Annotated in this window: 15 protein-coding genes; 5 read left to right on the top strand and 10 right to left on the bottom strand. The window is 69.3% G+C overall.

Going from position 1 to position 21,522, the window contains the following annotated elements; all coding sequences use genetic code 11:
* Positions 1-95: 95 nt before the first annotated feature.
* A complete protein-coding gene (locus ABT170_RS10530) occupies positions 96-1,184 on the top strand; it encodes an LCP family protein (RefSeq protein WP_329942528.1) in 1,089 nt (362 codons plus the stop codon).
* 334 nt (positions 1,185-1,518) lie between these two features.
* Here the strand turns inward: ABT170_RS10530 and ABT170_RS10520 are convergent, their stop codons facing one another.
* From ABT170_RS10520 to ngcE, 9 genes are all read right to left on the bottom strand, one after another.
* Positions 1,519-3,021 carry an amino acid permease gene (locus ABT170_RS10520; protein ID WP_329942527.1) on the bottom strand — a complete coding sequence of 501 codons (1,503 nt, stop codon included), beginning with the start codon at positions 3,019-3,021 and terminating at the stop codon, positions 1,519-1,521.
* Positions 3,022-3,163: 142 nt separating this feature from the next.
* On the bottom strand, positions 3,164-5,077 hold the full coding sequence (gene dxs, locus ABT170_RS10515; RefSeq protein ID WP_351865800.1) for a 1-deoxy-D-xylulose-5-phosphate synthase: 1,914 nt from the start codon (positions 5,075-5,077) through the stop codon (positions 3,164-3,166).
* 202 nt (positions 5,078-5,279) lie between these two features.
* The gene (locus ABT170_RS10510) at positions 5,280-6,617 is read right to left on the bottom strand and encodes a sugar ABC transporter permease (RefSeq protein WP_502970499.1); all 1,338 of its coding nucleotides are present in this window, start codon (positions 6,615-6,617) and stop codon (positions 5,280-5,282) included.
* A complete protein-coding gene (locus ABT170_RS10505; protein WP_329942525.1) occupies positions 6,614-7,420 on the bottom strand; it encodes an ATP-binding cassette domain-containing protein in 807 nt (268 codons plus the stop codon). The genes ABT170_RS10510 and ABT170_RS10505 overlap by 4 nt, the downstream gene beginning before the upstream one ends.
* A gap of 226 nt (positions 7,421-7,646) precedes the next feature.
* Positions 7,647-8,744, bottom strand: coding sequence for a substrate-binding domain-containing protein (locus tag ABT170_RS10500; RefSeq protein WP_443034272.1), 1,098 nt, complete (start codon positions 8,742-8,744; stop codon positions 7,647-7,649).
* A 122-nt stretch (positions 8,745-8,866) separates the two neighbouring features.
* The gene (locus ABT170_RS10495) at positions 8,867-10,066 is read right to left on the bottom strand and encodes an ROK family transcriptional regulator (RefSeq protein ID WP_329942524.1); all 1,200 of its coding nucleotides are present in this window, start codon (positions 10,064-10,066) and stop codon (positions 8,867-8,869) included.
* 292 nt (positions 10,067-10,358) lie between these two features.
* Positions 10,359-11,333, bottom strand: a complete 975-nt coding sequence (locus ABT170_RS10490; protein ID WP_329942523.1) for a carbohydrate ABC transporter permease — start codon at positions 11,331-11,333, stop codon at positions 10,359-10,361.
* Entirely contained in the window at positions 11,333-12,253 is a 921-nt protein-coding gene (locus ABT170_RS10485) for a carbohydrate ABC transporter permease (RefSeq protein WP_329942522.1), read from the bottom strand. The genes ABT170_RS10490 and ABT170_RS10485 overlap by 1 nt, the downstream gene beginning before the upstream one ends.
* Positions 12,254-12,301: 48 nt before the next feature.
* Positions 12,302-13,747: an N-acetylglucosamine/diacetylchitobiose ABC transporter substrate-binding protein gene (gene ngcE / locus ABT170_RS10480; protein ID WP_329942521.1), complete on the bottom strand. Its 1,446-nt coding sequence runs from the start codon at positions 13,745-13,747 to the stop codon at positions 12,302-12,304.
* A 496-nt stretch (positions 13,748-14,243) separates the two neighbouring features.
* Here ngcE and ABT170_RS10475 point away from each other — a divergent pair, with 496 nt between their 5' ends.
* From ABT170_RS10475 to ABT170_RS10465, 3 genes are all read left to right on the top strand, one after another.
* Positions 14,244-18,092 carry a GH92 family glycosyl hydrolase gene (locus ABT170_RS10475; RefSeq protein WP_351865794.1) on the top strand — a complete coding sequence of 1,283 codons (3,849 nt, stop codon included), beginning with the start codon at positions 14,244-14,246 and terminating at the stop codon, positions 18,090-18,092.
* A gap of 351 nt (positions 18,093-18,443) precedes the next feature.
* Entirely contained in the window at positions 18,444-19,190 is a 747-nt protein-coding gene (locus ABT170_RS10470; protein ID WP_351865791.1) for a hypothetical protein, read from the top strand.
* A gap of 58 nt (positions 19,191-19,248) precedes the next feature.
* Entirely contained in the window at positions 19,249-19,890 is a 642-nt protein-coding gene (locus ABT170_RS10465; protein WP_329942518.1) for a class F sortase, read from the top strand.
* A gap of 182 nt (positions 19,891-20,072) precedes the next feature.
* Here the strand turns inward: ABT170_RS10465 and ABT170_RS10460 are convergent, their stop codons facing one another.
* A complete protein-coding gene (locus tag ABT170_RS10460; RefSeq protein WP_329942745.1) occupies positions 20,073-20,708 on the bottom strand; it encodes a histidine phosphatase family protein in 636 nt (211 codons plus the stop codon).
* Positions 20,709-20,970: 262 nt separating this feature from the next.
* On the opposite strand from ABT170_RS10460, the gene ABT170_RS10455 reads away from it, so the two are divergent.
* Entirely contained in the window at positions 20,971-21,414 is a 444-nt protein-coding gene (locus ABT170_RS10455; protein WP_351865788.1) for a hypothetical protein, read from the top strand.
* The last annotated feature ends 108 nt before the right edge of the window (positions 21,415-21,522 follow it).

Here is a 21,522-nt window from a genome sequence, read left to right as displayed (position 1 = left end):
GAGCGACTTCGGCACGCATGGACCCGCCCGCCATCCATTCCTCTCCTCCCGCACGCGCTTTCAGGCGTGTCCCGACGGAAGATCCAGACGAGCCCATGACAGACCAGACCTCCGGCACCGGATCGCGCGTATCCGAGGAAAGCCGGTCGAGACGCGCTCCGCGCAAGCGCCGCCGCGGCCTCAAGATCACGCTCGGTGTCCTGCTCGTCCTCCTGCTCGCGGGGGGTGGCGGCGTCTACTGGCTGTACAGCCAACTCGACGGGAACATCAAGGGCGTCGACATCGACAAGGCGCTCGGCGACGACCGCCCGGAGAAGCTGCCCACCACCGGCCAGAACCTGCTGGTCCTCGGCTCCGACTCGCGGGCCGGGGCGGAGAACAAGGAGCTGGGCGGCGGCGGCGACGTCAGCGGCGCCCGCTCGGACACGGCGATGGTGGTCCACATCCCCGAGGGCAGGACCAAGGCAGTCGCGGTGTCCATCCCGCGTGACACGCTGGTGACCCGGCCCGAGTGCGCCGGGGCCGACGGCTCCCAGCAGCCGTCCGGGAAGCGCGTGATGTTCAACTCCGTCTACTCCCAGCTCGGTCCGGCGTGCGTGGTCAAGACCGTCGAGAAGATGTCCGGCGTCCGGATCGACCACTACCTGGAGATCAACTTCGCCGGGTTCAAGGATCTGGTCGACGCCATCGGCGGTGTCACCGTCGACGTCCCGCAGGACATCGACGACAAGTCCTCCGGCCTCCACCTCACCGCCGGTCCGCACAAGCTCGACGGCACCCAGTCCCTCGCCTACGTCCGCACCCGGCACGGTGTCGGCGACGGCAGCGACCTCGGCCGCATCGGTCTCCAGCAGCAGTTCCTGCTGGCCCTGCTGAGCGAGGTCAAGTCCCAGGACCTGCTGGGCAGTCCGACGAAGTCGTACAAGATCGCCAACTCGGCCACCAAGTCCCTGACCACCGACTCCGGTCTGGCCTCGCTGAAGTCGCTCGGGGACTTCGCCCGTTCGATGAACGGTGTCGACCCGGCCACGATGGAGACCATCATGCTGCCGGTGGCGTACGACAAGAAGGACCCCAACCGGGTCGTGGCGGCCGAGCCGCAGGCCGGTGAGCTGTGGAAGGCCATCCGTTCGGACAGCACCATCCCGGAGTCGGCGAAGAAGTCGCCCGCCACCGGGGGCTGAGCGGGCCCGGCGCCCCGGCGGGTGACACGCTGCCGGGGCGCCGGGCGGACCGGTACCGGTGGTCGTCGACGCCGGGGACGGGACCTTCGGCCGGTTCCGCCCCCGACGGCTGGTGGCGGGACCGGCGCGGGGCGTCGGAGCGGCTGCGGGACTCCCTGGTCCCGTACGCCGCGGACGGCCTGCCCGGACTCCCCGGCCCCGTCGAACTCGTGCCGGGCGTCGTGAACGCCGGCGGCGGGAGCGGGTCGAGGCGTACGGTGCGCGGTGCGTGGGCCGGGGCGCGGTACGGCCGCCGGCCCCGCGCCACGACGGCCGGGCGCGGCCGTGACCGCCCTCAGCGGCCGGCCGTCACGCGGCTGTGGCCGCGCCCGTACAGGAAGTAGAAGATCACCCCGAGCGCCATCCAGGCCCCGAACCGCAGCCAGGTCTCCGCGGGCAGGTTGAACATCAGCCAGACCGAGGCGGCCACCGACGCGATCGGGAGCAGCGGCACCCACGGGGTACGGAAGGCGCGGGGCAGGTCGGGGCGGGTGTGGCGCAGGACGATCACCCCGAGGGCCACGACGACGAACGCGAAGAGCGTGCCGATGTTCACCAGGGTGGCCAGTTCGTTGATGCTGGTGAACCCGGCGATCACCGCGATGATCACGCCGAGCAGGATCGTCGGACGGTACGGGGTGCGAAAGCGCGGGTGCGTCTTGGAGAAGAACCGCGGGAGCAGTCCGTCGCGGCTCATCGCGAAGAACACCCGGGTCTGGCCGAGCAGCAGGATCATGCAGACCGTGGTGAGGCCGACCGCGGCGCCGAAGCTGATCACCCCGGCGTAGAAGGGGTGCCCGACCGCCTTGAAGGCGTCCGCGAGCGGGGCGCTCACCGAGAGTTCGGAGTAGGGCTGCATGCCGGTCACCACGACGGACACGGAGACATAGAGCACCGTGCAGATGATGAGGGAGCCGAGGATGCCGCGCGGCATGTCCCGCTGCGGGACCTTGGTCTCCTCCGCCGCGGTGGCCACCACGTCGAAGCCGATGAAGGCGAAGAAGACGATGGAGGCGGCGGTGAAGATGCCCATGACGCCGAAGTTCGTGGGTGCGTAGCCGAACATCAGCTGGACCAGCGGGGCGTCCAGGCCGGAACCGGAGGGCTGCGGTTCGGCCTTCGGGATGAAGGGCGAGTAGTTGTCGGCCTCGATGAAGAAGAGGCCGGCCACGATCACGATCAGGACCACGGCCACCTTGACCGCGACCACGACCGTGGTGACCCGGGCCGACAGCTTCATGCCGAGCACCAGAATGACGGTCAGCAGCAGTACGAGGGCGAAGGCCAGGATGTCGAAGCCGAACCCCGCGGCCTCATCGGTCCCGGAGAGCACATCGGGGAGCTTCCAGTGGGCGTTGTCCAGCAGCGAGCGCACGTAGCCGGACCAGCCGACGGCGACCACCGCCGTGCCCAGGGCGAATTCCAGCACCAGGTCCCAGCCGATGATCCAGGCCACCAGTTCGCCCAGTGAGGCGTACGAGAAGGTGTACGCGGAGCCCGCCACCGGCACGGTGGAGGCGAACTCGGCGTAACAGAGCGCGGCGAGGGCGCACACGACGCCCGCGGCCACGAAGGCGATGGCGGTGGCGGGCCCCGCCGTCTCCTTGGCCACCTTGCCGGTCAGCACGAAGATGCCGGTGCCGATGATGACGCCGACCCCGAAGACCGTGAGGTCCAGGGCGGAGAGGGACTTCTTGAGCGCGTGCTCCGGTTCTTCGGTGTCACGGATGGACTGTTCGACCGTCTTGGTACGGAACAGCCCGTTCCCGCTGGGTGGTGTGTCCTGCTGCGCGCTCACCGGCGTACCTCCACGCGTTCGTCGTGAACGCCATGATTGGGACACCACCGGCCGCCCAGCGCGGCACCGGCCCGCTTTCACGCGAATGGGCCGGTCGGACCACTCGTACAGGGTGGTCCGACCGGCCCATCGGCCGTACGGGTCAGTCGCGGGCGGGCTCCGCGGCGTGGCTCGTGTAGCCGCCGTCGAGCTTGGCGACCAGGCCGGTGACCTGGCGGGCGATGTCCGGCGCGGTCAGCCCGATCTCGGCCATGACCTCCTTGCGGGAGGCGTGGTCGAGGAAGACCGGCGGAATGCCGAAGTCCCGCAGGGGGATGTCGACCCCGGCGTCGCGCAGGGCCTGGGCGATGGCGGAGCCGACGCCACCGGCCCGGCTGTTGTCCTCGACGGTGACGACGACCCGGTGCCGCTCGGCGAGCGGGGCCATCGCCTCGTCGACAGGCTTGACCCAGCGGGGGTCGACCACGGTGGTGGTGATGCCCTGGGCGCCCAGCAGATCGGCGATGTCCAGGCACATCGGGGCGAGCGCGCCGACGGAGACCAGCAGGACGTCCGGCCGGGAGGTGCCGGGCTCGCGCAGGATGTCCATGCCGCCGGCCCTGCCGACGGCCTTGACGGCCGGGCCGACCGCGCCCTTGGAGAACCGGACCACGGTCGGCGCGTCGTCGACGTCCACGGCCTCGCGCAGCTGGGCGCGGACCTGGTCGGCGTCGCGCGGGGCGGCGATCCGGAGCGTGGGGACGCACTGGAGGATCGACATGTCCCACATGCCGTTGTGCGAGGCACCGTCCGTGCCGGTGACCCCGGCCCGGTCCAGGACGAAGGTGACGCCGCACTTGTGCAGCGCGACGTCCATCAGGACCTGGTCGAAGGCACGGTTCAGGAAGGTGGCGTAGACCGCGAAGACAGGGTGCAGTCCGCCGGTGGCGAGGCCCGCCGCGGAGACCGCGCCGTGCTGCTCGGCGATCCCGACGTCGTAGATCCGGTCCGGGAAGGCCTCCTCGAACTTGCCGAGGCCGACGGGCTGGAGCATGGCCGCGGTGATCGCGACGATGTCCTTGCGCTCCTTGCCGAGCTTGACCATCTCCTCGCCGAACACCGAGGTCCAGTCCAGGCCGGAGGTGGAGATGGGCAGACCCGTGTCCGGGTGGATCTTGCCGACGGCGTGGAAGCGGTCGGCCTCGTCCTGGAGCGCCGGGGTGTAGCCGCGGCCCTTCTCGGTGAGGCAGTGCACGATGACCGGGCCGCCGAAGCGCTTGGCGCGCTGGAGCGCGGACTCCAGGGCCTCGATGTCGTGTCCGTCGATGGGGCCGACGTACTTCAGGCCGAGGTCCTCGAACATGCCCTGCGGGGCGATGAAGTCCTTGAGGCCCTTCTTGGCGCCGTGCAGGGTCTCGTACAGCGGCCGGCCAAGGACGGGGGTGCGCTCCAGGAGGTCCTTGCCGCGCGCCAGGAACCGCTCGTAACCGTCGGTGGTACGCAGGGTGGCGAGGTGGTTCGCGAGGCCGCCGATGGTCGGGGCATAGGAGCGCTCGTTGTCGTTGACCACGATGACGAGCGGGCGGTCCTTGGCGGCGGCGATGTTGTTCAGCGCCTCCCAGGCCATACCGCCGGTGAGCGCGCCGTCACCGATGACCGCGACGACATGGTCGTCCTTGGCCAGCACCTCGTTGGCCTTGGCGAGGCCGTCGGCCCAGCCCAGCACCGTCGAGGCGTGCGAGTTCTCGATGATGTCGTGCTCGGACTCGGCGCGGGAGGGGTAGCCGGACAGGCCCCCCTTGCTCTTGAGCCGCGAGAAGTCCTGGCGGCCGGTGAGCAGCTTGTGCACATAGCTCTGGTGGCCGGTGTCGAACAGAACCTTGTCCCGGGGCGACTCGAAGACCCGGTGCAGGGCGATGGTCAGCTCGACCACACCCAGGTTGGGCCCGAGGTGGCCGCCGGTCTTGGACACTGCGTCGACGAGGAACGTACGGATCTCCCCGGCGAGCTGCTCCAGCTGTTCGAGGCTGAGCCGGTCCAAATCACGCGGTCCCTCGATGCGGGTCAGCAGGTCCACCCGTGCCTCCTTGCGTTGAGCTGGTCGAGCGTGCCGATCCGATGAGTCTAATGTTCCGCCCGCCGACGCGGGCATCGGGCGGGGGTGTGCTGTCACACCAGCGGCGGATACACGACCGTGCCCGGCGCCCCGTCAGGGGCGCCGGGCACGGTCCGGTGCAGGCCGGGCGGGATATCGGCCGGGCGGGACGGCCGGACAGCCGTCAGGCGCGGCCTGCGGTCTTCTGGGTGCGGCGGGACACCGAGTCGATCACCACGGCGGCCAGCAGGACCGCTCCGGTGATCATGTATTGCACGGCGTTGGCCATACCGATCATGTTCAGGCCCTGCTGGATCGACTGGATGACGATCATGCCGAGCAGCGCGGACCAGACCTTGCCCCGGCCGCCGAAGAGGCTGGTGCCGCCGATGACGGCGGCGGCGATGACCAGCATCAGGGTGTTGCCCGCGCCGACGTTCTTGGTGGCGCCGCCGGAGAGGCTGGCGATGAAGAGTCCGCCGAAGGCGCCCAGTGTTCCGGACACGGCGAAGACCGTGATCCGGATCCGGTCGACGTTGATACCGGCGCGGCGCGCCGCCTCGGGGTTGCCGCCGACCGCGAAGACCTGGCGGCCGAAGGCCGTCCGGCGGGCGACGAAGTCCGCGATCACCAGGACGGCGAGGAAGAGCACCAGGGCGAGCGGCAGGCCGCGGGCGCCGGACGGCTCGTTGAGGACGTACGCGACGACGAAGCACAGGACCGCGACGACGCCGGTGCGCAGCACGACCTCGGCGGTGGGGCGGGCGGGCAGGCCGGCGGCCTTGCGGCGCCTGCTGTCCACCAGGAGCGAGGCGGCGTACGCGACGACGGCGACCAGCGCCAGACCGTAGCCCGCCGCCTTGTCCGCGAAGAAGTAGTTGGTGAGGTTCTCGACGACACTGCCGGACGGCGTGTTGATCGAGCCCTCCCCGCCCATCATCCAGTCCTGGAGACCGCTCCAGCCGAGGAAGCCCGCCAGGGTGACCACGAAGGCCGGTACGCCGATCTTGGCGAAGAAGAAGCCGTGCAGCGCGCCGAGGGCCGTGCCGGAGAGCACGGCGACCAGGATCGCCGTCCAGTCGTTCCAGCCGTTGTTGACGTTGAGCACGGCCCAGACGGCCGCGCCGACGCCCGCGACGGAGCCGACCGAGAGGTCGATCTCGCCGAGCAGCAGGACGAACACGATGCCGACGGCCATGATGCCGATGCCGGAGCTGTAGACGGCGATGTTGGCTACGGAGCTGGCGGAGAGGAAGTTGCTGTTCTGGAACTGGAAGACGACCGCGATGACGATCAGGCCGACGAAGACCGGCAGTGAGCCGAGTTCACCACCGCGCACCTTGCGGCCGAACTCCGACCAGTAGCCCTTGATGCCCTCCTCGCGGATGAGCAGCCGGGGGTCGACGGCGGGTACCGGGGCCGCCGTCCCCTCGGCGGCGGGCGCCGTAGCGGTCATCCCGCCGGCGGCCGGCGCCCCGGGCTCCTCCGTGGACGTTGCGGGGGTCTTGGCGAGGTCGCTCACTTCACGTCCTCCTTCGTGGCCGTGATCGTGGCCGTGCGTGCCTGGCGACGCGTGACGGCGTTGTCCGTGGCGCCGGTGATGGCGGCGATGATCTCTTCGTGGGAGGTGCTCGCCACGTCGAAGACCCCGTTGTTGCGGCCCAGGCGGAGCACCGCGACCCGGTCCGCGACGGCACGGACGTCGGCCATGTTGTGGCTGATCAGGATGACGCCGTGGCCGCGCTCGCGCAGCCGCTCGACGAGGTCGAGGACTTGGGCGGTCTGCTCGACGCCGAGGGCCGCGGTCGGCTCGTCCAGGATGACGACCCTGGGGTCGCCGATCAGGGCGCGCGCGATGGCGACGACCTGGCGCTGACCGCCGGACAGCGAGGCGACCGGGATCCGGACGCTCGGAATCCGGATGGAGAGCGTGTCCAGGAGTTCCTTGGCGCGCTTCTCCATGGCGATCTCGTCGAGGACGGAGAACGCGCGCAGTTCGCTGCCGAGGAAGAGATTGGCGACGACGTCGAGATTGTCGCAGAGGGCCAAGTCCTGGTAGACGGTGGCGACTCCGAGCTCCTGGGCGTCGTTGGGCCGGTTGATCCGGACCGTCCGCCCTTCCCACTCGATGGCGCCCTCGTCGATCGGGTGGACGCCCGAAATGGTCTTGACGAGCGTCGACTTGCCGGCGCCGTTGTCGCCGACGAGGGCGACCACTTCGCCGGGGTGAATCTCCAGGTCCACGTCGGTGAGCGCCTGGACGGCGCCGAACCGCTTGGAGATTCCGCGCAACGCCAGCACGGGCGTAGCGGACACGTGAATCATCTCCTTCGCCGCCTGACCGGCGGGGATGGTGCTGCTGAGCAGGGAGGTGTACGAGGGGAGCCCGGCGCCCGCCCCTGCCTGCGGGGCGTTGAAGGGGCGGGTGCCGGGCCGGCTGGGGTGCCCGGAGACACGTGTCCGCGGGGGTCGTCGCGCGATCCCGCGGGCTTCCGGGGCCGTACTCGGGCCGGCCGGGGCCGTGATACGGCTCCGGGGCCGTACCGCGGCCCTACTTGATGCCGGCCGCCTCGCAGGCCGCCTTGTACTCGGCCGTGCAGATTTCCGTGGCCTTGTAGACCTTGTCCGCGATGATCGTGGAGGCGATGTTCTCCTTCGTCACGACCTGCGCGTCGTACAGCTTGGCCGGGATGCCCTTGAACTCGCCCGTGAGGCTGTCGACCTTGACCGGGGTCAGGTCGTCGATCTTCTCGCCCTTCAGGAGCCTGACGGCGACCTCGGCGGTCGTCTCGGCCTCCGGCTTGATCTGCTTGTAGATCGTGAAGGACTGATCGCCCTTCAGTATCCGCTGCAGGCCCGCCAGTTCGGCGTCCTGACCACCGACGGGGACCTTGACACCCTGCTTGGCCAGTGCGGTGATGATGCCGCCGGCCATGCCGTCGTTGGCGGAGTAGACGCCCTGGAAGCCCGACTTGCCCAGCGAGTCGATGGCGGCACCCATCTTCTTGTTCGCCTCGTCCGACGACCAGTCCGGGATGTCCTGCTCGTAGACGACCTTCTTGACCTGGGTGTCCAGGACGCTGTGGGCGCCCTTCTTGAAGAGCGGCGCGTTCGGGTCGGTCGGCGATCCGTTGATCATGACAACGTTGCTTTCCTTGGCCTTGGCGCCCAGCGCCTTGACCAGACCCTCACCCTGGAGACGGCCGATCTTCTCGTTGTCGTACGAGACGTACGCCGAGATCGGGCCTTCGGCGAGCCGGTCGTACGCGACGACCTTGACGCCCTTCTTCTCCGCCTGCTGCACCCAGGACTTGGTGGCCTTGTAGTCGACGGAGTCCAGGATGATGACCTTCACACCCTGCGTCACCAGCGCGTCGAACTGCTTCTTCTGCGTCTCGGTGTCCTGTGCGGCGTTGTTGTACTTGACCTCGCAGTCGTCGCACAGTTCCTTGATCTTCGCCTCCATGATGGGGCGGTCGAACGTTTCGTAACGCGTCGTCTTGTTCTCCGGCAGCAGCAGGCCGATGGTCTTGCTGTCGCCTCCGCTGCCCGACTCCGCGTCGTCGCCCGCCTTGCCGCAGGCGGCGAGGGAGACGGCCATGGAAATGGCTGCCGTGCCGATGACGATGCGTCGCGTCATTGCGCTCATGGGGGTTTGCCTCCCTGACGTGGCCGCAACGTCGCGGCCGAGGTGGACGGCAGTCAACTCGGCCGCAACGCCAGCGTCAAGGAGTAAATCCTTAACGAGATGACAACGGTGCCATTCGTTATCTAAGTGAAGGCAGGAGTGGCTGCGGGGAGGGTGTTCTCCAAAAGGGTTGAATCCCCCATCTCGCTGAGCACCAGGGCCAGCGCGCCCAGCACCTCCGCCCGCCCGCCGAGCGCCCCGGGCAGCACCGAGAGCTGCCGCGCCGCGCTGGGGATGGCGTACCGGGACACCGAGTCGCGGATCGGCCCGAGCACCAGTTCCCCGGCCTCCGCCAGGGAACCGCCGAGCACCACCCGGCTGGGGTTGAGCAGGTTGCACAGATTGGCCACCCCGCTGCCGATGTGCCGCCCCACGTCACCGACCACCCGGCGGCAGCCCGGATCGCCCTCGCGGGCCAGCTGGACCACCCGCTCCATGGTGAGGTCGGGCCCGTGGCTGGGCTGGAGCAGGGGCAGGACGTACCGGGCGGCCGTGAAGGTCTCCAGGCAGCCGCGGTTCCCGCAGCGGCACACCGGTCCCGACTCGTCGAGCGTGATGTGCCCGATCTCGCCGGCCGTGCCGCCGGGGCCCCGGTAGATGGTCCCGTCGATCACCAGACCGGCGCCGACACCGCTCGCGACCTTGATGTACGCCAGGTCCCGGACCCCTCGTCCGCTCCCCCAGACCAGCTCTCCCAGCGCCCCGAGGTTGGCGTCGTTGTCGACGTACACCGGAACGCCGAGCCGCCCGGCGAGCTCCTGGCTCGGATTGATGCCCGTCCAGCCCGGCAGGATCGCGGTGGAGCCCAGGGTGCCGGACTCGACGTCGATGGGGCCGGGGACCCCGAGACCGACGCCGATCACCTTCTCCGGGCTGATCCCGGTGTTCTCGATCAGACGCCTGACCAGCGTCTCCGCCCGCCCGAAGCCCTGCGCGGACGAGGCGTCGACGTCCAGCGGCTCGGCCTCCTCCGCCAGCACCTGGTGGGCCAGATTGCCGACGGCCACCCGCAGATGGGTGTGGCCGAAGTCGACCCCGACGACGATGCCCGCGTCCCCGCTGAGCGAGACGCTGCGGGCCCGGCGACCGCCCGCCGACGTGGGGGTCACCTCGACCGTTCCGCCGTCCTTCAGCTCACGGACGATATTGGAGACGGTGGCCGCGGAGAGGCCGGTGCTCCTGGCGATCTCCGCCTGGGTGAGCGACCCGGCCATCCGCACGGCTCGTACGACCCGCTCAAGGTTGGCCCGATGCAGAGACGTCTGCGACCCGGGAGTCTCCATCGACTCATCCACTCCTGCCCTTGGCGGACGGCACGGAAGGCCGTCCCGGTCGGCGCCGCACCAGCGGGACCCCGACTTTTCTCCAACATGTGAACTCTAAGCTGAACGTTCGGGGGTACCTCCCGTCAAGACCTGAGCCCGCAGGGCCTGCGGGGAGGCGGGCGCGGCACGCCCCCCGCCGCCGGATCGGGAGGAAACCCCAGGTGAACGGGGAAATGCCCCGGCGGATGTACCTGCCGGGGCATTCACCGTCCGCACGGAATGCGCGAACGCGGAGAGCGAGGGACCGGGATTACTTAAGGGCGCCCGCCGTCATACCCGAAACGACCTGCCGCTGGAAAATGATGTACGCCGCCAGAACGGGAAGCATCGCGATCACCAGACCGGCGAAGAGACCGGAATAGTCGCTCTTGTATCCCTGGCTGGCCGCCAGCTCGACCAGCCCCTGCGCGAGCACCCTCTTGTCCGGGTCGGTGTTCAGCACCGTGGGCAGCATGTACTGGTTCCACTGGCCCAGGAAATTGAAAATGCCGACGCTGATCAGACCGGGCTTGGCCATCGGCAGCATGACCTGGAAGAACGTACGGGTGTGCGAGGCGCCGTCGATGATCGCGGCTTCCGCGATCGAGGTCGGCAGCGTACGGAAGAACGAGGTCAGGAAGAACACGGTGAACGGCAGCGAGTACGCGATGTACACGAGGATCAGACCGTGGATCGTGTTCAGCAGCCCCAGATTGTCCAGGACGTAGAACAGCGGGACCAGCGCCAGCATGACGGGGAAGCTCATCCCGCCGACGAACAAGAAGTAAATGAACCGGTTGCCGGGGAACTCGAAGCGGGCGAGCACATAGGCGGCCATCGATCCCAGGACCAGTGTGCCGACGAGCGACCCTCCCACCACCAGGATGGTGTTGAGGAAGTACTCGCTCATGTTGGCCTGGTTCCAGGCCCTGCCCCAGCTGGAGAAGTCCAGCGAGTCGGGCAGCGACCAGGGGGAGTTGAAGATGTCCGTGTCGCTCTTGAAGGAGGACATCACCGCCCAGAACAGCGGCATGACGACCATGATGGCCCAGAGGATCAGCATCCCGTGCGAGAAGACGTTGAGGACGTGGCCCTCGCCGCCCTTCCTCGGGGCGGAGCCGCCCCCGCGGACCCCGCCGGTGCGCTGCTCCGGTACGGCCGGCCCGCCGGGGCCCGAGGGTCCGGTGGAGCCGGCGGGACCCGGGTGACCGGACGGGCCGGTGGGAGGGGTGTCAGTGGTCTTCATCAGAACTCCAGCCGCTCGCGCCGGCCCAGCCGCATCACGACGGCGGCGAACGCCAGCGTCACGATGAGCAGGGCGACACCGATCGTGGTCGCGTAGCCCGCCTGTCCGTCACGGAACGCCGCCTGGTACACGTACAGCGGCAGGACGGTCGTCGAGTAGTCCGGCCCACCGGGACCGACACTCATGATGTGCACGACGGCGAAGCCCTCGGCACCCAGCGCCAGGATGCCCATGTAGACCCAGCCGGACTGGACCGTGTCCCACAGCAGCGGCAGCGTGATCCGGAAGAAGGTCGTGAAGCGGCTCGCGCCGTCCAGCAGAGCCGCCTCGTAGAAGTCCTTGGGGATGGAGGCCATGCCCGCGGAGAACAGCACCACGAAGAAGCCGACCGTGCACCAGACCAGGACCGCGGAGATGCACCACAGGGCCAGCTGGGGGTCGCCCAGCCAGTCCGGCACGTCCTCGAAGCCGAAGGCCTTGAGCGTGCCGTTGATCATGCCCTGGGCCGGGTCGAAGGCGAACTGGAACAGGATGGCCACGATCGCGATCGAGAGCACCTGGGGGAAGAAGTAGGCGATCTTGTAGAAGCCCGAGCCGCGCACACCCGCGATGGCGGCGCCCCCGCGCCGCCGCCCGCCCACATTGAGCATGAAGGCGAAGAAGAGCGCCAGGCCGAGCGTCACCAGCGGCAGCAGCACCGCCAGCAGCACACTGTGCCGCAGGGATTTCCAGAAGACGTCGTCAGCGAACATCTTGGTGTAGTTGTCGAAGCCGACCATCTTGAAGTCGGGGCTCAGACCCGTCCAGTCCGTGAACGAGTAGTAGATGGACTGGATGAACGGCCAGATGACGAAGATGACGTACAACGCCATCGGCACCACCAAGAACCCGACTATGAACCGGTATTTACCGTGTTGCATCGTTACCGACTCCGACCTTCCTGCGCTGCCGCCGCTGGTGACGCATTGTCACTGGTGCTTGTAGTGCTTGATGGACTGGTCCTTGGCCGCCGCGTCCGCGAAGGCCTGGATCTTCTTGATGGTCTCCGCCGGGGTGGCGCGGCCGGCCATCATCTCGCCGAGCGCGGCGACACCGATCTGCTCCTTCTGGAGCTTCACGTACCAGTCCTGCAGGCGCGGGTTGACCACATTGGTGCCGGCCTTCTCCAGGGCGGCGACGCCCGCCTTCAGGCCGTCCGACAGCTCGATGCCGTCGGTGCCGCCGTTGAAGGCGGACAGGGACTTGCTGCTGGAGGTGAAGACCTTGGAGGACGCCTCGCTGAGCATGATGCGCAGCTGCTCCATGCCGCCCTCGGGGTTCTTCGCCTTCGCCGGGACGATGAAGGGCTCGCCGCCGGAGGCCCACATGGTGCCGAAGGGCAGCTTGTCGGACGAGTCGAGGCTGGAGGGAGCACCCACGGACAGCTTGAAGTCCTTGGGGATGATCGCCGCTTCCTCGTTCTCGACCCAGGAGCCGTTCGGGATGAACAGCGCCTTGCCGCGGGCCCAGGCGCCCTGCGAACCGCGGTGGTCCAGACCCGGGGTGCCCTTGAGGATGTAGCCCTTGGCGTAGAGCTCGTAGTACGCGTCGAAGGCCGCCTTGACGGCGGGGTGCTCCCAGGCCTTCGGCTCCAGGTTGTCGATCGCGTCGAGGACCCCGACGCCACCGATCTTGGCGATGAAGGGGTAGAGCGAGAAGGGCAGGTAGTAGGGGTGCTTGCCGGGGTAGGTCCAGCCCGCGATCCCCTGCTTCTTGGCCTTCGCGCAGAGCGCGAGCATGTCGTCCCAGGTCTCCGGGTACTGCGCGTCGAGCTTGTCCAGCGCGGTCTGGGAGTACCAGACCCCGTAGACGGTGTACGCGTAGTAGAGGATCCAGCACGGGTCGCCGTCGAACTGGCCCATCTCGACGATGCCCGGACGCAGCGTGTCACGGACCTTCTTGGCCGGGTCGTCGAGGGAGGGCGCGTCGAGCAGCGCGGTGAGGTCCGCGAGCTGCCCCTTCCCGACCAGCACACCCATGTCCATCTGCTGGGCGCCGGAGTTGTCGATCAGGTCCGGAGGCGTGCCGCCGTTGAAGCGCGGCTGCAGCACGGACTGGATCTTCTGCGTCTTGGAGAAGGTGACCTTCGCCTTGGGGAAGGCCTTCTCGTAGGACGCCTGGGCGTCCTCGGCGTACTTCGTGCCGTATCCACCGTCGAAGATGACCAGTTCGAGGGGGGCGCTCTCATTGACCGCCAGCGGATTCTTGGCGGACTTCGTGCCCTTTTCGACCTTGTCGTCGCTTCCGCTGTCTCCGCTCGCGCAGGCGGACAGGAAACTCATCGTCGGAACAGCGATCAGGCCGAGTGCGGCAGACCGCTTGATCAGATCGCGACGGCCAAGGCCCTCATTGTTGTGGGCGGAGGTGGATCCCATGCTCAAGTCCTCGCCTTCTCCAGGACTCAGGCGGTGTGCCGGTCACCCGTCATGATTCGCCTCAGGCGAAGGGCCCCGCCACCGCGGTCAGTTGCGCTTGGGTCAAACAGATATGTACCGGAATTGACGTGCCGCGGGGTATGGGGAGATGACCGTACAGCGCGAACACCTCGGCGTCCCCGCGAACATCCCCCGTCCCCCCGCCGCGCAACCGTATGAAACGGCTGCGCGGGTGCCGACAGGTATAGTCCACTTGTTGCCAACTGAGCAAGATCGAATACCGGTTTGGACAGCAGTCTTTCCCGAGTTGAGACCTCTTGGAAGCCTCGGCACCGTGCGCCCCGATCCCGGGGCACCTATTTCCGCATTACGGTCGATTCACCTGAGCAATCCCTTGCAACACCCTTGACACATCCGACCACTGGGCTCCCTACTGGACCTTGCATCGCGCTATGACAACGTTGTCCAGCACGCTTCCGGGGAGGAATGGCTCGGCATGCAGCCACCACGTGGTCTCCACCAAAGCTCTCGAAAGAGACGAAGCCACACAGCCGCCACCATCGCGGCATCGCTCGCTCTGGTGCTGGCGGCCCCCACGGCCTCCGCCGCACAACCGGCCGGAACGCCCCAAAAGCCCTCCGGCGAGCGAACGTTCAGCTCCTCGTTCGAGGCGGACGAGAAGCAGCCGGACTGGCGCAACACCGTGGAGGAGGGCCCGGACGGCAGGCCGAGGGCCTCGGGCGTCGACGGCGGGTTCGCCGCCGGGATACCCGGCAATGTCACCGACAAGGTGACGGATCTGCGCGCCAGCGGCGAGAACACCGGCGGCGGCGAGGTCAAGGAGAATCTGACCGACGGCGAACCCGGCACCAAATGGCTGGCGTTCCAGCCGTCCGGCTGGATCGAGTTCGATCTGGCCGAACCGGTCGAGGTGGTGACCTACGCACTGACCTCGGCCAACGACCACGCCGAGCGGGACCCGAAGGACTGGACCCTGAAGGGCTCCGCGGACGGCCGGACCTGGACCGACCTGGACACCCGGACCGGCCAGACCTTCGCGAAGCGGCTCCAGACCACGTCGTACGACTTCACGGCCGGCAAGGCGTACCGGCACTTCCGGCTGGAGATCACGAAGAACAACGGCGCCCCGGACGCGACCCAGCTCGCGGACGTCCAGTTCTCCGACGGCGACACCTCCGCCCCGGCCCCCGACGAGATGCGCAGCCAGGCCGGCCGGGGCCCCTCCGGCTCACCCACCGCCAAGTCCGGTGCGGGATTCACCGGCCGGAAGGCGCTCCGGTACGCGGGTACGCACCGGCCGGGCGGCCGGGCGTACTCGTACAACAAGGTCTTCGACGTGAACACGGCCGTCACCAAGGACACCCAGCTCTCCTACCTGGTGTATCCGCAGATGGGCGAGACCGACCTCTCCTACCCGGCGACGCATGTCGCGGTGGACCTCGCCTTCACCGACGGCACCTATCTGAGCGGGCTGAAGGCCACCGACTCCCACGGCGGTGCGCTGACCCCCCAGGGCCAGGCCGACGCCGAGCGGCTCTACGTCAACCAGTGGAACAAGGTCTCCTCGCGCATCGGAACGGTCGCGGCGGGCCGGACCGTCGACCGGATTCTGGTGGCGTACGACTCCCCCGAGGGCCCGGCGAAGTTCCAGGGCTGGATCGATGACATCACCATCGCCCCGAAGGCTCCGGAGAAGCGCAGGGCGCATCTGTCGGACTACGCGCTGACGACCCGCGGCACCAACTCCAGCGGCGGCTTCTCCCGAGGCAACAACATCCCGGCCACCGCGGTCCCCCACGGCTTCAACTTCTGGACGCCGGTCACCAACGCCGGCTCCACGAGCTGGCTGTACGACTACGCGCGCGGCAACAACGAGGACAACCTGCCCACGCTCCAGGCCTTCAGCGCCAGCCACGAACCGAGCCCCTGGATGGGCGACCGCCAGACCTTCCAGCTGATGCCCTCGGCGAAGGCGGGCACCCCGGACGCCTCGCGCACGGCACGCGCGCTGCCCTTCCGCCACGACGAGGAGACCGCGAAGCCGCACTACTACGGCGTGACGTTCGAGAACGGCCTCAAGGCCGAGATGACGCCGACCGACCACGCGGCGCGGATGCGGTTCACCTACCCGGGCAAGGACGCGAGCATCGTCTTCGACAACGTGTCGAACGACGGCGGTCTGACGCTCGACGCGAAGTCCGGTTCCTTCTCCGGGTATTCGGATGTCCGCAGCGGCGGCTCGACGGGGGCGACCCGGCTCTTCGTGTACGGGGTGTTCGACGCGCCGGTCACCGACAGCGGACGGCTGGGGGGCGGCGGCGGTGACGACGTCACCGGCTTCTTCCGCTTCGACGCGGGCAGGGACCGTACGGTCAACCTGCGGCTGGCCACCTCGCTGATCAGCCTGGACCAGGCCGAGCGGAACCTCGCCATGGAGCTCCCGGCGTCCGCCTCCTTCGACCGGGTCGAGAGCCGGGCGCGGAAGGCGTGGGACGGCGTCCTGGGCGCGGTGGAGGTCGAGGGCGCGAACGCCGACCAGCTGACGACGCTCTACTCCAGCCTGTACCGGCTGTACCTGTACCCGAATTCGGGCTTCGAGCAGGTCGACGGGAAGAGCAGATACGCCAGCCCCTTCTCCCCGCGGACCGGCACCGACACCCCGACACACACCGGCGCGAAGATCGTCGACGGCAAGGTGTACGTCAACAACGGCTTCTGGGACACCTACCGCACGACGTGGCCCGCCTACTCCTTCCTCACCCCGAAGAAGGCGGGCGAGATGGTGGACGGCTTCGTCCAGCAGTACAAGGACGGCGGCTGGATCTCCCGCTGGTCCTCACCCGGCTACGCGGACCTGATGACCGGCACCAGCTCGGACGTGGCGTTCGCCGACGCGTACGTCAAGGGCGTGAAGTTCGACGCGGAGGCGGCCTACGACGCGGCGGTCAAGAACGCCACGGTGGTCCCGCCGTCCTCCGGGGTCGGCCGCAAGGGCATGCAGACCTCGGTCTTCACCGGGTACGCCGACACCACCACGCACGAGGGCCTGTCCTGGTCGCTGGAGGGCTACCTCAACGACTACGGCATCGCGCAGATGGGCAAGGCGCTCCACCGGAAGACGAAGAAGAAGCGGTACCAGGAGGAGTCCGCGTACTTCCTCAACCGCGCCCGCAACTACGTCAAGCTCTTCGACGACAAGGCCGGCTTCTTCCAGGGCAGGGACGCCAAGGGCGACTGGCGCCTGCCCTCCGGCCAGTACGACCCGCGCGTCTGGGGCTACGACTACACGGAGACCAACGGCTGGGGCTACGCCTTCACCGCCCCGCAGGACAGCCGGGGCCTGGCGAACCTGTACGGCGGTCGGGCCGGTCTGGGCGAGAAGCTGGACACCTACTTCTCCACGCCGGAGACCGCCGGACCGGAGTTCGTCGGCTCGTACGGGGGCGTCATCCACGAGATGACGGAGGCGCGTGACGTACGGATGGGCCAGTACGGCCACAGCAACCAGGTCGCCCACCACGCCACGTACATGTACAACGCGGCCTCGCGCCCCTTCAGGACGCAGGAGAAGGTGCGCGAGGTCCTCGGACGCCTCTACACGGGCAGTGAGATCGGGCAGGGCTACCACGGCGACGAGGACAACGGCGAGCAGTCGGCGTGGTTCCTGTTCTCCTCGCTCGGCTTCTACCCGCTGGTGATGGGCAGTGGCGAGTACGCGATCGGCTCGCCGCTCTTCACGAAGGCGACCGTGCGCCTGGAGAACGGCCGCACGCTGGTGGTCAGGGCCCCGGAGAACAGCGCGAGGAACATCTACGTTCAGGGCCTGAAGGTCAACGGCAGGAAATGGACCTCCACTTCGCTCCCCCACGATCTGCTGGCCAGGGGCGGCACCCTGGAGTTCGACATGGGCTCCCGGCCGTCCGCCTGGGGCACGGGGAAGGACGCGGCCCCGGTGTCCATCACCGAGGACGACAGGGTTCCGACGCCGCGGGGTGATGTGCTGAAGGGTGGGGGCGCCCTCTTCGACAACACGTCGGCGACCTCCGCGACCGCGGAGTCGGTGGACCTGCCGGTGGGTACGGCGACGAAGGCTCTCCAGTACACGCTGACATCGGGCACGGCGGACGGGGCCCCGAGCGGCTGGGTCCTGCAGGGGTCCCCGGACGGCACGGCGTGGACGGATCTCGACAAGCGGTCCGCGCAGACCTTCGCCTGGGACAAGCAGACCCGGGTGTTCTCGGTGGACCGGCCGGGCACCTACGCGAAGTACCGGCTGGTGCTCGACGGCCCGGCGGCCCTGGCGGAGGTGGAGCTGCTCGGCTGAGGCGGCACCCCTTTCGGCCCTGGTCGCCGCCGCGACCTGGTGACGGGAGACGGACGGGCCACCCGCGCGGGAGCGGGTGGCCCGTCCGTGCGTGGTGGGCGCGGGTGGGCGGGCGCGCGCCCGCGGTGGGCGGCGCGTGGGCGGCGCGCCCGTGGTGGGCGCGGGTGGAAGGCCGCTCGTGGTGGCACGCGAAGGCGGTCATGTCATCCGGACAACCCATCCCGTGTATCGGCTAGTCAGGGTACTTCCGTGATTTCGCTTGTGTCTTTATGAGCTTTTGGGGCATTTCATGGGATCTCTTGGGCGATCAGGTGATCAGTACGACAATCATCTCGGCTAGAAGGAGCTTCCATGCCCATCTCCGCCTCCGTCCGCTCACGCGGCACCCGCACCGGTACCGCGGTGGCCGCGGCCCTCACCGTCGCCGGACTCACCCTGGCCGGAGCGCCCGCGGCGCACGCGGCCCCGGGCGACAGCGGCGACCTGAGCGTCCAGTCGGCCGGCCAGCAGCGCGGCAACAACCGCGACGGGGCCCCGGTCTGCGCGTTCAAGCTGGTCGCGGCCAACTTCGAGACCCTCCCGGCGGTTCCGTTCACGGTCACCGCGCAGCCCCCGACCGTGCCCCCGGGGGACACCCTGGTCGGCACCCTCGCCCTCTCCCAGGGCAGGGGCATCAGCCAGGAGTACCTGCTGCCGGACGGCACGTACCAGCTCCAGTGGGTGGTTCCGGTCGGCCTGAAGCAGAAGACCTTCACCATCGACTGCGAGCGTCAGGACCGGAACCAGGGACGCCAGGGCAACCAGGGGGGCGAGGGCGGTCAGGAAGGCCAGGGCGGCCAGGGAAGCCAGAGCGGTCAGAGCGGTCAGAGCGGCCAGAGCGGCAGCGAGGGCTCCTCGTGGTCCGGTGAGGACAAGGGCAACCAGCCCTCAGGTGCGGTCCCCGCCGGTGGCGGTGGCGTTCCGACCATGGAGACCGTCAGCTCGGAGAGCGGCTCCGGCTTCGGGACGGGCACCGCACTGGCGGCGAGCGCGGCCGGAGTGGCCGGGCTGATCCTGGTCCGCAGGTCGGCACGCCGCCGCGCCAGTGGCGCAGCGTAACGGCCCGCACCGGCGACAGCGGCAGCGAAGAGGCCCGAGTCGCGCATGCCGTCTCACCATGACGGTGTGCGTGACGCTCTCCCTGGTGGCCGGCGCCGCCTGGGCGAGCAGCGGCTCGTCCGAGGACGCGTCGGCCGCCGCCCACGGCTCGGACGCCGTGGGCGGCGGCGGGGCCCCGGTCCGGCGGGAACCGGTCCCGGCGGCGAAGGACGTCCCGGCCTCGCACGCACCACTGCCGCCGTCGGCGCCGGTGAAACTGGCCGTCCCCGCCATCGTGATCGAGGCCCCGGTCACCGGCCTGGGCCTGGACAAGAAGGGGCGGCTGGACGCTCCGCCCATGAGCAGGCCCAAGGAGGTCGGGTGGTACCGCGACGGCCCGGCCCCCGGGGAGGCGGGCACCGCCCTGATCGTCGGCCACCGGGACACCCGCACCGGCCCCGCGATCTTCCTCAATCTGAACGCCCTGCACCGCGGGGACACCGTCAAGGTCCGGCGGGCCGACCGCCGCACCGCCGTCTTCACCGTGGACGACGTGAAGACGTACAAGAAGGAAGATTTCCCCGACGACAAGGTCTACGGCCCGACCGGACGTCCGGAACTGCGGCTGCTGACGTGCGGCGGGCGGTTCGACAAGAAGAAGGGGTACTCGGCGAACGTGGTCGTTTTCGCCCATCTCACCGGCATCAAGAAAGCGGCATGAGCCGGCCCCCGGGCAGGATGACGACGGGCACGGAGACGGGCCGCGGCGAACGGCTGCCGGAACGGACGACGGCCGACGCGGAGAACGGCTGCCGGGATGGAGAACGGCCGGACGGACGGCGGGCGGGGCTGACGGCGGGCGGCGCTTCGCACGGCGTGCCGGCCGCGTCCTCTCCGTAAGTCTCAGCGGGTCTCGCTGCCCACGGCCGCCGACAGCCCTTCGGGAAGTGCCAGGTTCAGCGCGGTGACGACCGGCTGCCCGTGCTCCGTACCGAGCCGGGAGAGTGCGCCCGTCGCCAGCTGGAAGAGCCGCCCCTCCGCCGGGGTCAGCCCGAGATAGCGGGCGATGAGGACACGCAGGAAGTGCGAGTGCGCGACGAGCACGATGTCCCCGTCCCCGGTCCGCTCGGTGGCCGACCGCACCCCCGCGAGGACCAGGTCCGCCCGTGCGCCCACCTCGTGCGGGCTCTCCCCCGGGTGTGCGTCGGTGCCGGGGTCGACACCGTCGGTCCACAGGTTCCACAGGGGGCGGGTGCGGTGGATCTCCACGGTGGTCACACCCTCGTAGCCGCCGTAGTCCCACTCGCGCAGCTCCGGGGTGACCCGGGGCGCGGTCAGCCCGGCCAGCTCGGCGGTGCGACGGGCCCGTACGTACGGGCTGACCAGGGTGAGCGCGATGTTCCGGCCGGCCAGGAGCGGGACGAGTGCACGGGCCTGGCGTTCACCGATGTCCGTCAGCGGCATGTCGGTGTAGCTCGTGTGCTGCCCGGATCGGGACCACTCGGTCTCGCCGTGCCGGATCAGGATCAGCTCGCCCATGGTCTTTCCGCTCTCCGCGCCGAGGATGCGCGCCTTCCGGCGCTCCGTCATGGTCCGTACCCACGTACCGTATGGCTCGTACACATGTCTTGATCGATTCCCGTGGGGGGACCTCTTGCCGGACAGCTTTCCACCACCTCCGCCACCGTCAGCGCCGCAGTCGCCCTTCTCTTCTTCCGCGCCGCCTCCGCCACCTCCGCCGCCGCGCAGGCAGCGCACCGGGCTGATCGTCACGCTGTCGCTGAGCGGCGGGCTGCTCGCCATGTCAGCCGTGGCGACACTCGTCTACACGGCGATGGACAGGGCGGCCCCCGAGTCGCTGAAGAGGCCGATCTCCTCGTCGGCCGAACCGGGCGGGACCCCCTCCGCCGAGGCGCTGACGGAGGAGGAGCCCTCGGCGGAGCCGACCGAGACCGGTACGGCCGCCAGGGCCGACATCTCGGTCGCCCGGTGCGCGAGGGACTCCGTGATCGGGTGGCCCGAGGCCGATGTGAAGGTCGTGAACGGGTCCGGGAGCACGGCGGACTACATCGTGTTCGTCGAGTTCGTGGACAAGGACGGCACCCAGGTCTCCGAGGGTGTCACCACGGTGACCGGCCTGGCTCCCGGCAAGTCGGCCAAGTCGAAGGTGCAGGGCCTCGGTGAGGTGCCGCGCGGTACGAAGTGCCGGATCGCCGAGGTCGAACGGACCCCGTCGAACGGCTGACCCGCGGCGTTGCGCGGCCGGGCACAGCGGCCCAGGACACGCACGCCGCACGCCGCACGCCGCACGCCGCACGCCGCACGCCGCACGCCGCACGCCGCACGCCGCACG

Source organism: Streptomyces sp. NPDC001787, assembly GCF_040297465.1.
In the GTDB taxonomy this organism is placed as follows: domain Bacteria; phylum Actinomycetota; class Actinomycetes; order Streptomycetales; family Streptomycetaceae; genus Streptomyces.
The sequence above is the reverse complement of the archived record's forward strand: the minus strand, read 5'-3'. Positions and strand labels throughout refer to the sequence as shown.

Coding starts and splice junctions, on each gene's coding strand:
- ABT170_RS10530 (WP_329942528.1), top strand. CDS start 96: ATGACAGACCAGACCTCCGGCACCGGATCGCGCGTATCCGAGGAAAGC.
- ABT170_RS10505 (WP_329942525.1), bottom strand. CDS start 7,420: ATGATTCACGTGTCCGCTACGCCCGTGCTGGCGTTGCGCGGAATCTCC.
- ABT170_RS10500 (WP_443034272.1), bottom strand. CDS start 8,744: ATGAGCGCAATGACGCGACGCATCGTCATCGGCACGGCAGCCATTTCC.
- ABT170_RS10495 (WP_329942524.1), bottom strand. CDS start 10,066: ATGGAGACTCCCGGGTCGCAGACGTCTCTGCATCGGGCCAACCTTGAG.
- ABT170_RS10490 (WP_329942523.1), bottom strand. CDS start 11,333: ATGAAGACCACTGACACCCCTCCCACCGGCCCGTCCGGTCACCCGGGT.
- ABT170_RS10485 (WP_329942522.1), bottom strand. CDS start 12,253: ATGCAACACGGTAAATACCGGTTCATAGTCGGGTTCTTGGTGGTGCCG.
- ngcE (WP_329942521.1), bottom strand. CDS start 13,747: ATGGGATCCACCTCCGCCCACAACAATGAGGGCCTTGGCCGTCGCGAT.
- ABT170_RS10475 (WP_351865794.1), top strand. CDS start 14,244: ATGCAGCCACCACGTGGTCTCCACCAAAGCTCTCGAAAGAGACGAAGC.
- ABT170_RS10470 (WP_351865791.1), top strand. CDS start 18,444: ATGCCCATCTCCGCCTCCGTCCGCTCACGCGGCACCCGCACCGGTACC.
- ABT170_RS10465 (WP_329942518.1), top strand. CDS start 19,249: ATGACGGTGTGCGTGACGCTCTCCCTGGTGGCCGGCGCCGCCTGGGCG.
- ABT170_RS10460 (WP_329942745.1), bottom strand. CDS start 20,708: ATGGGCGAGCTGATCCTGATCCGGCACGGCGAGACCGAGTGGTCCCGA.
- ABT170_RS10455 (WP_351865788.1), top strand. CDS start 20,971: ATGTCAGCCGTGGCGACACTCGTCTACACGGCGATGGACAGGGCGGCC.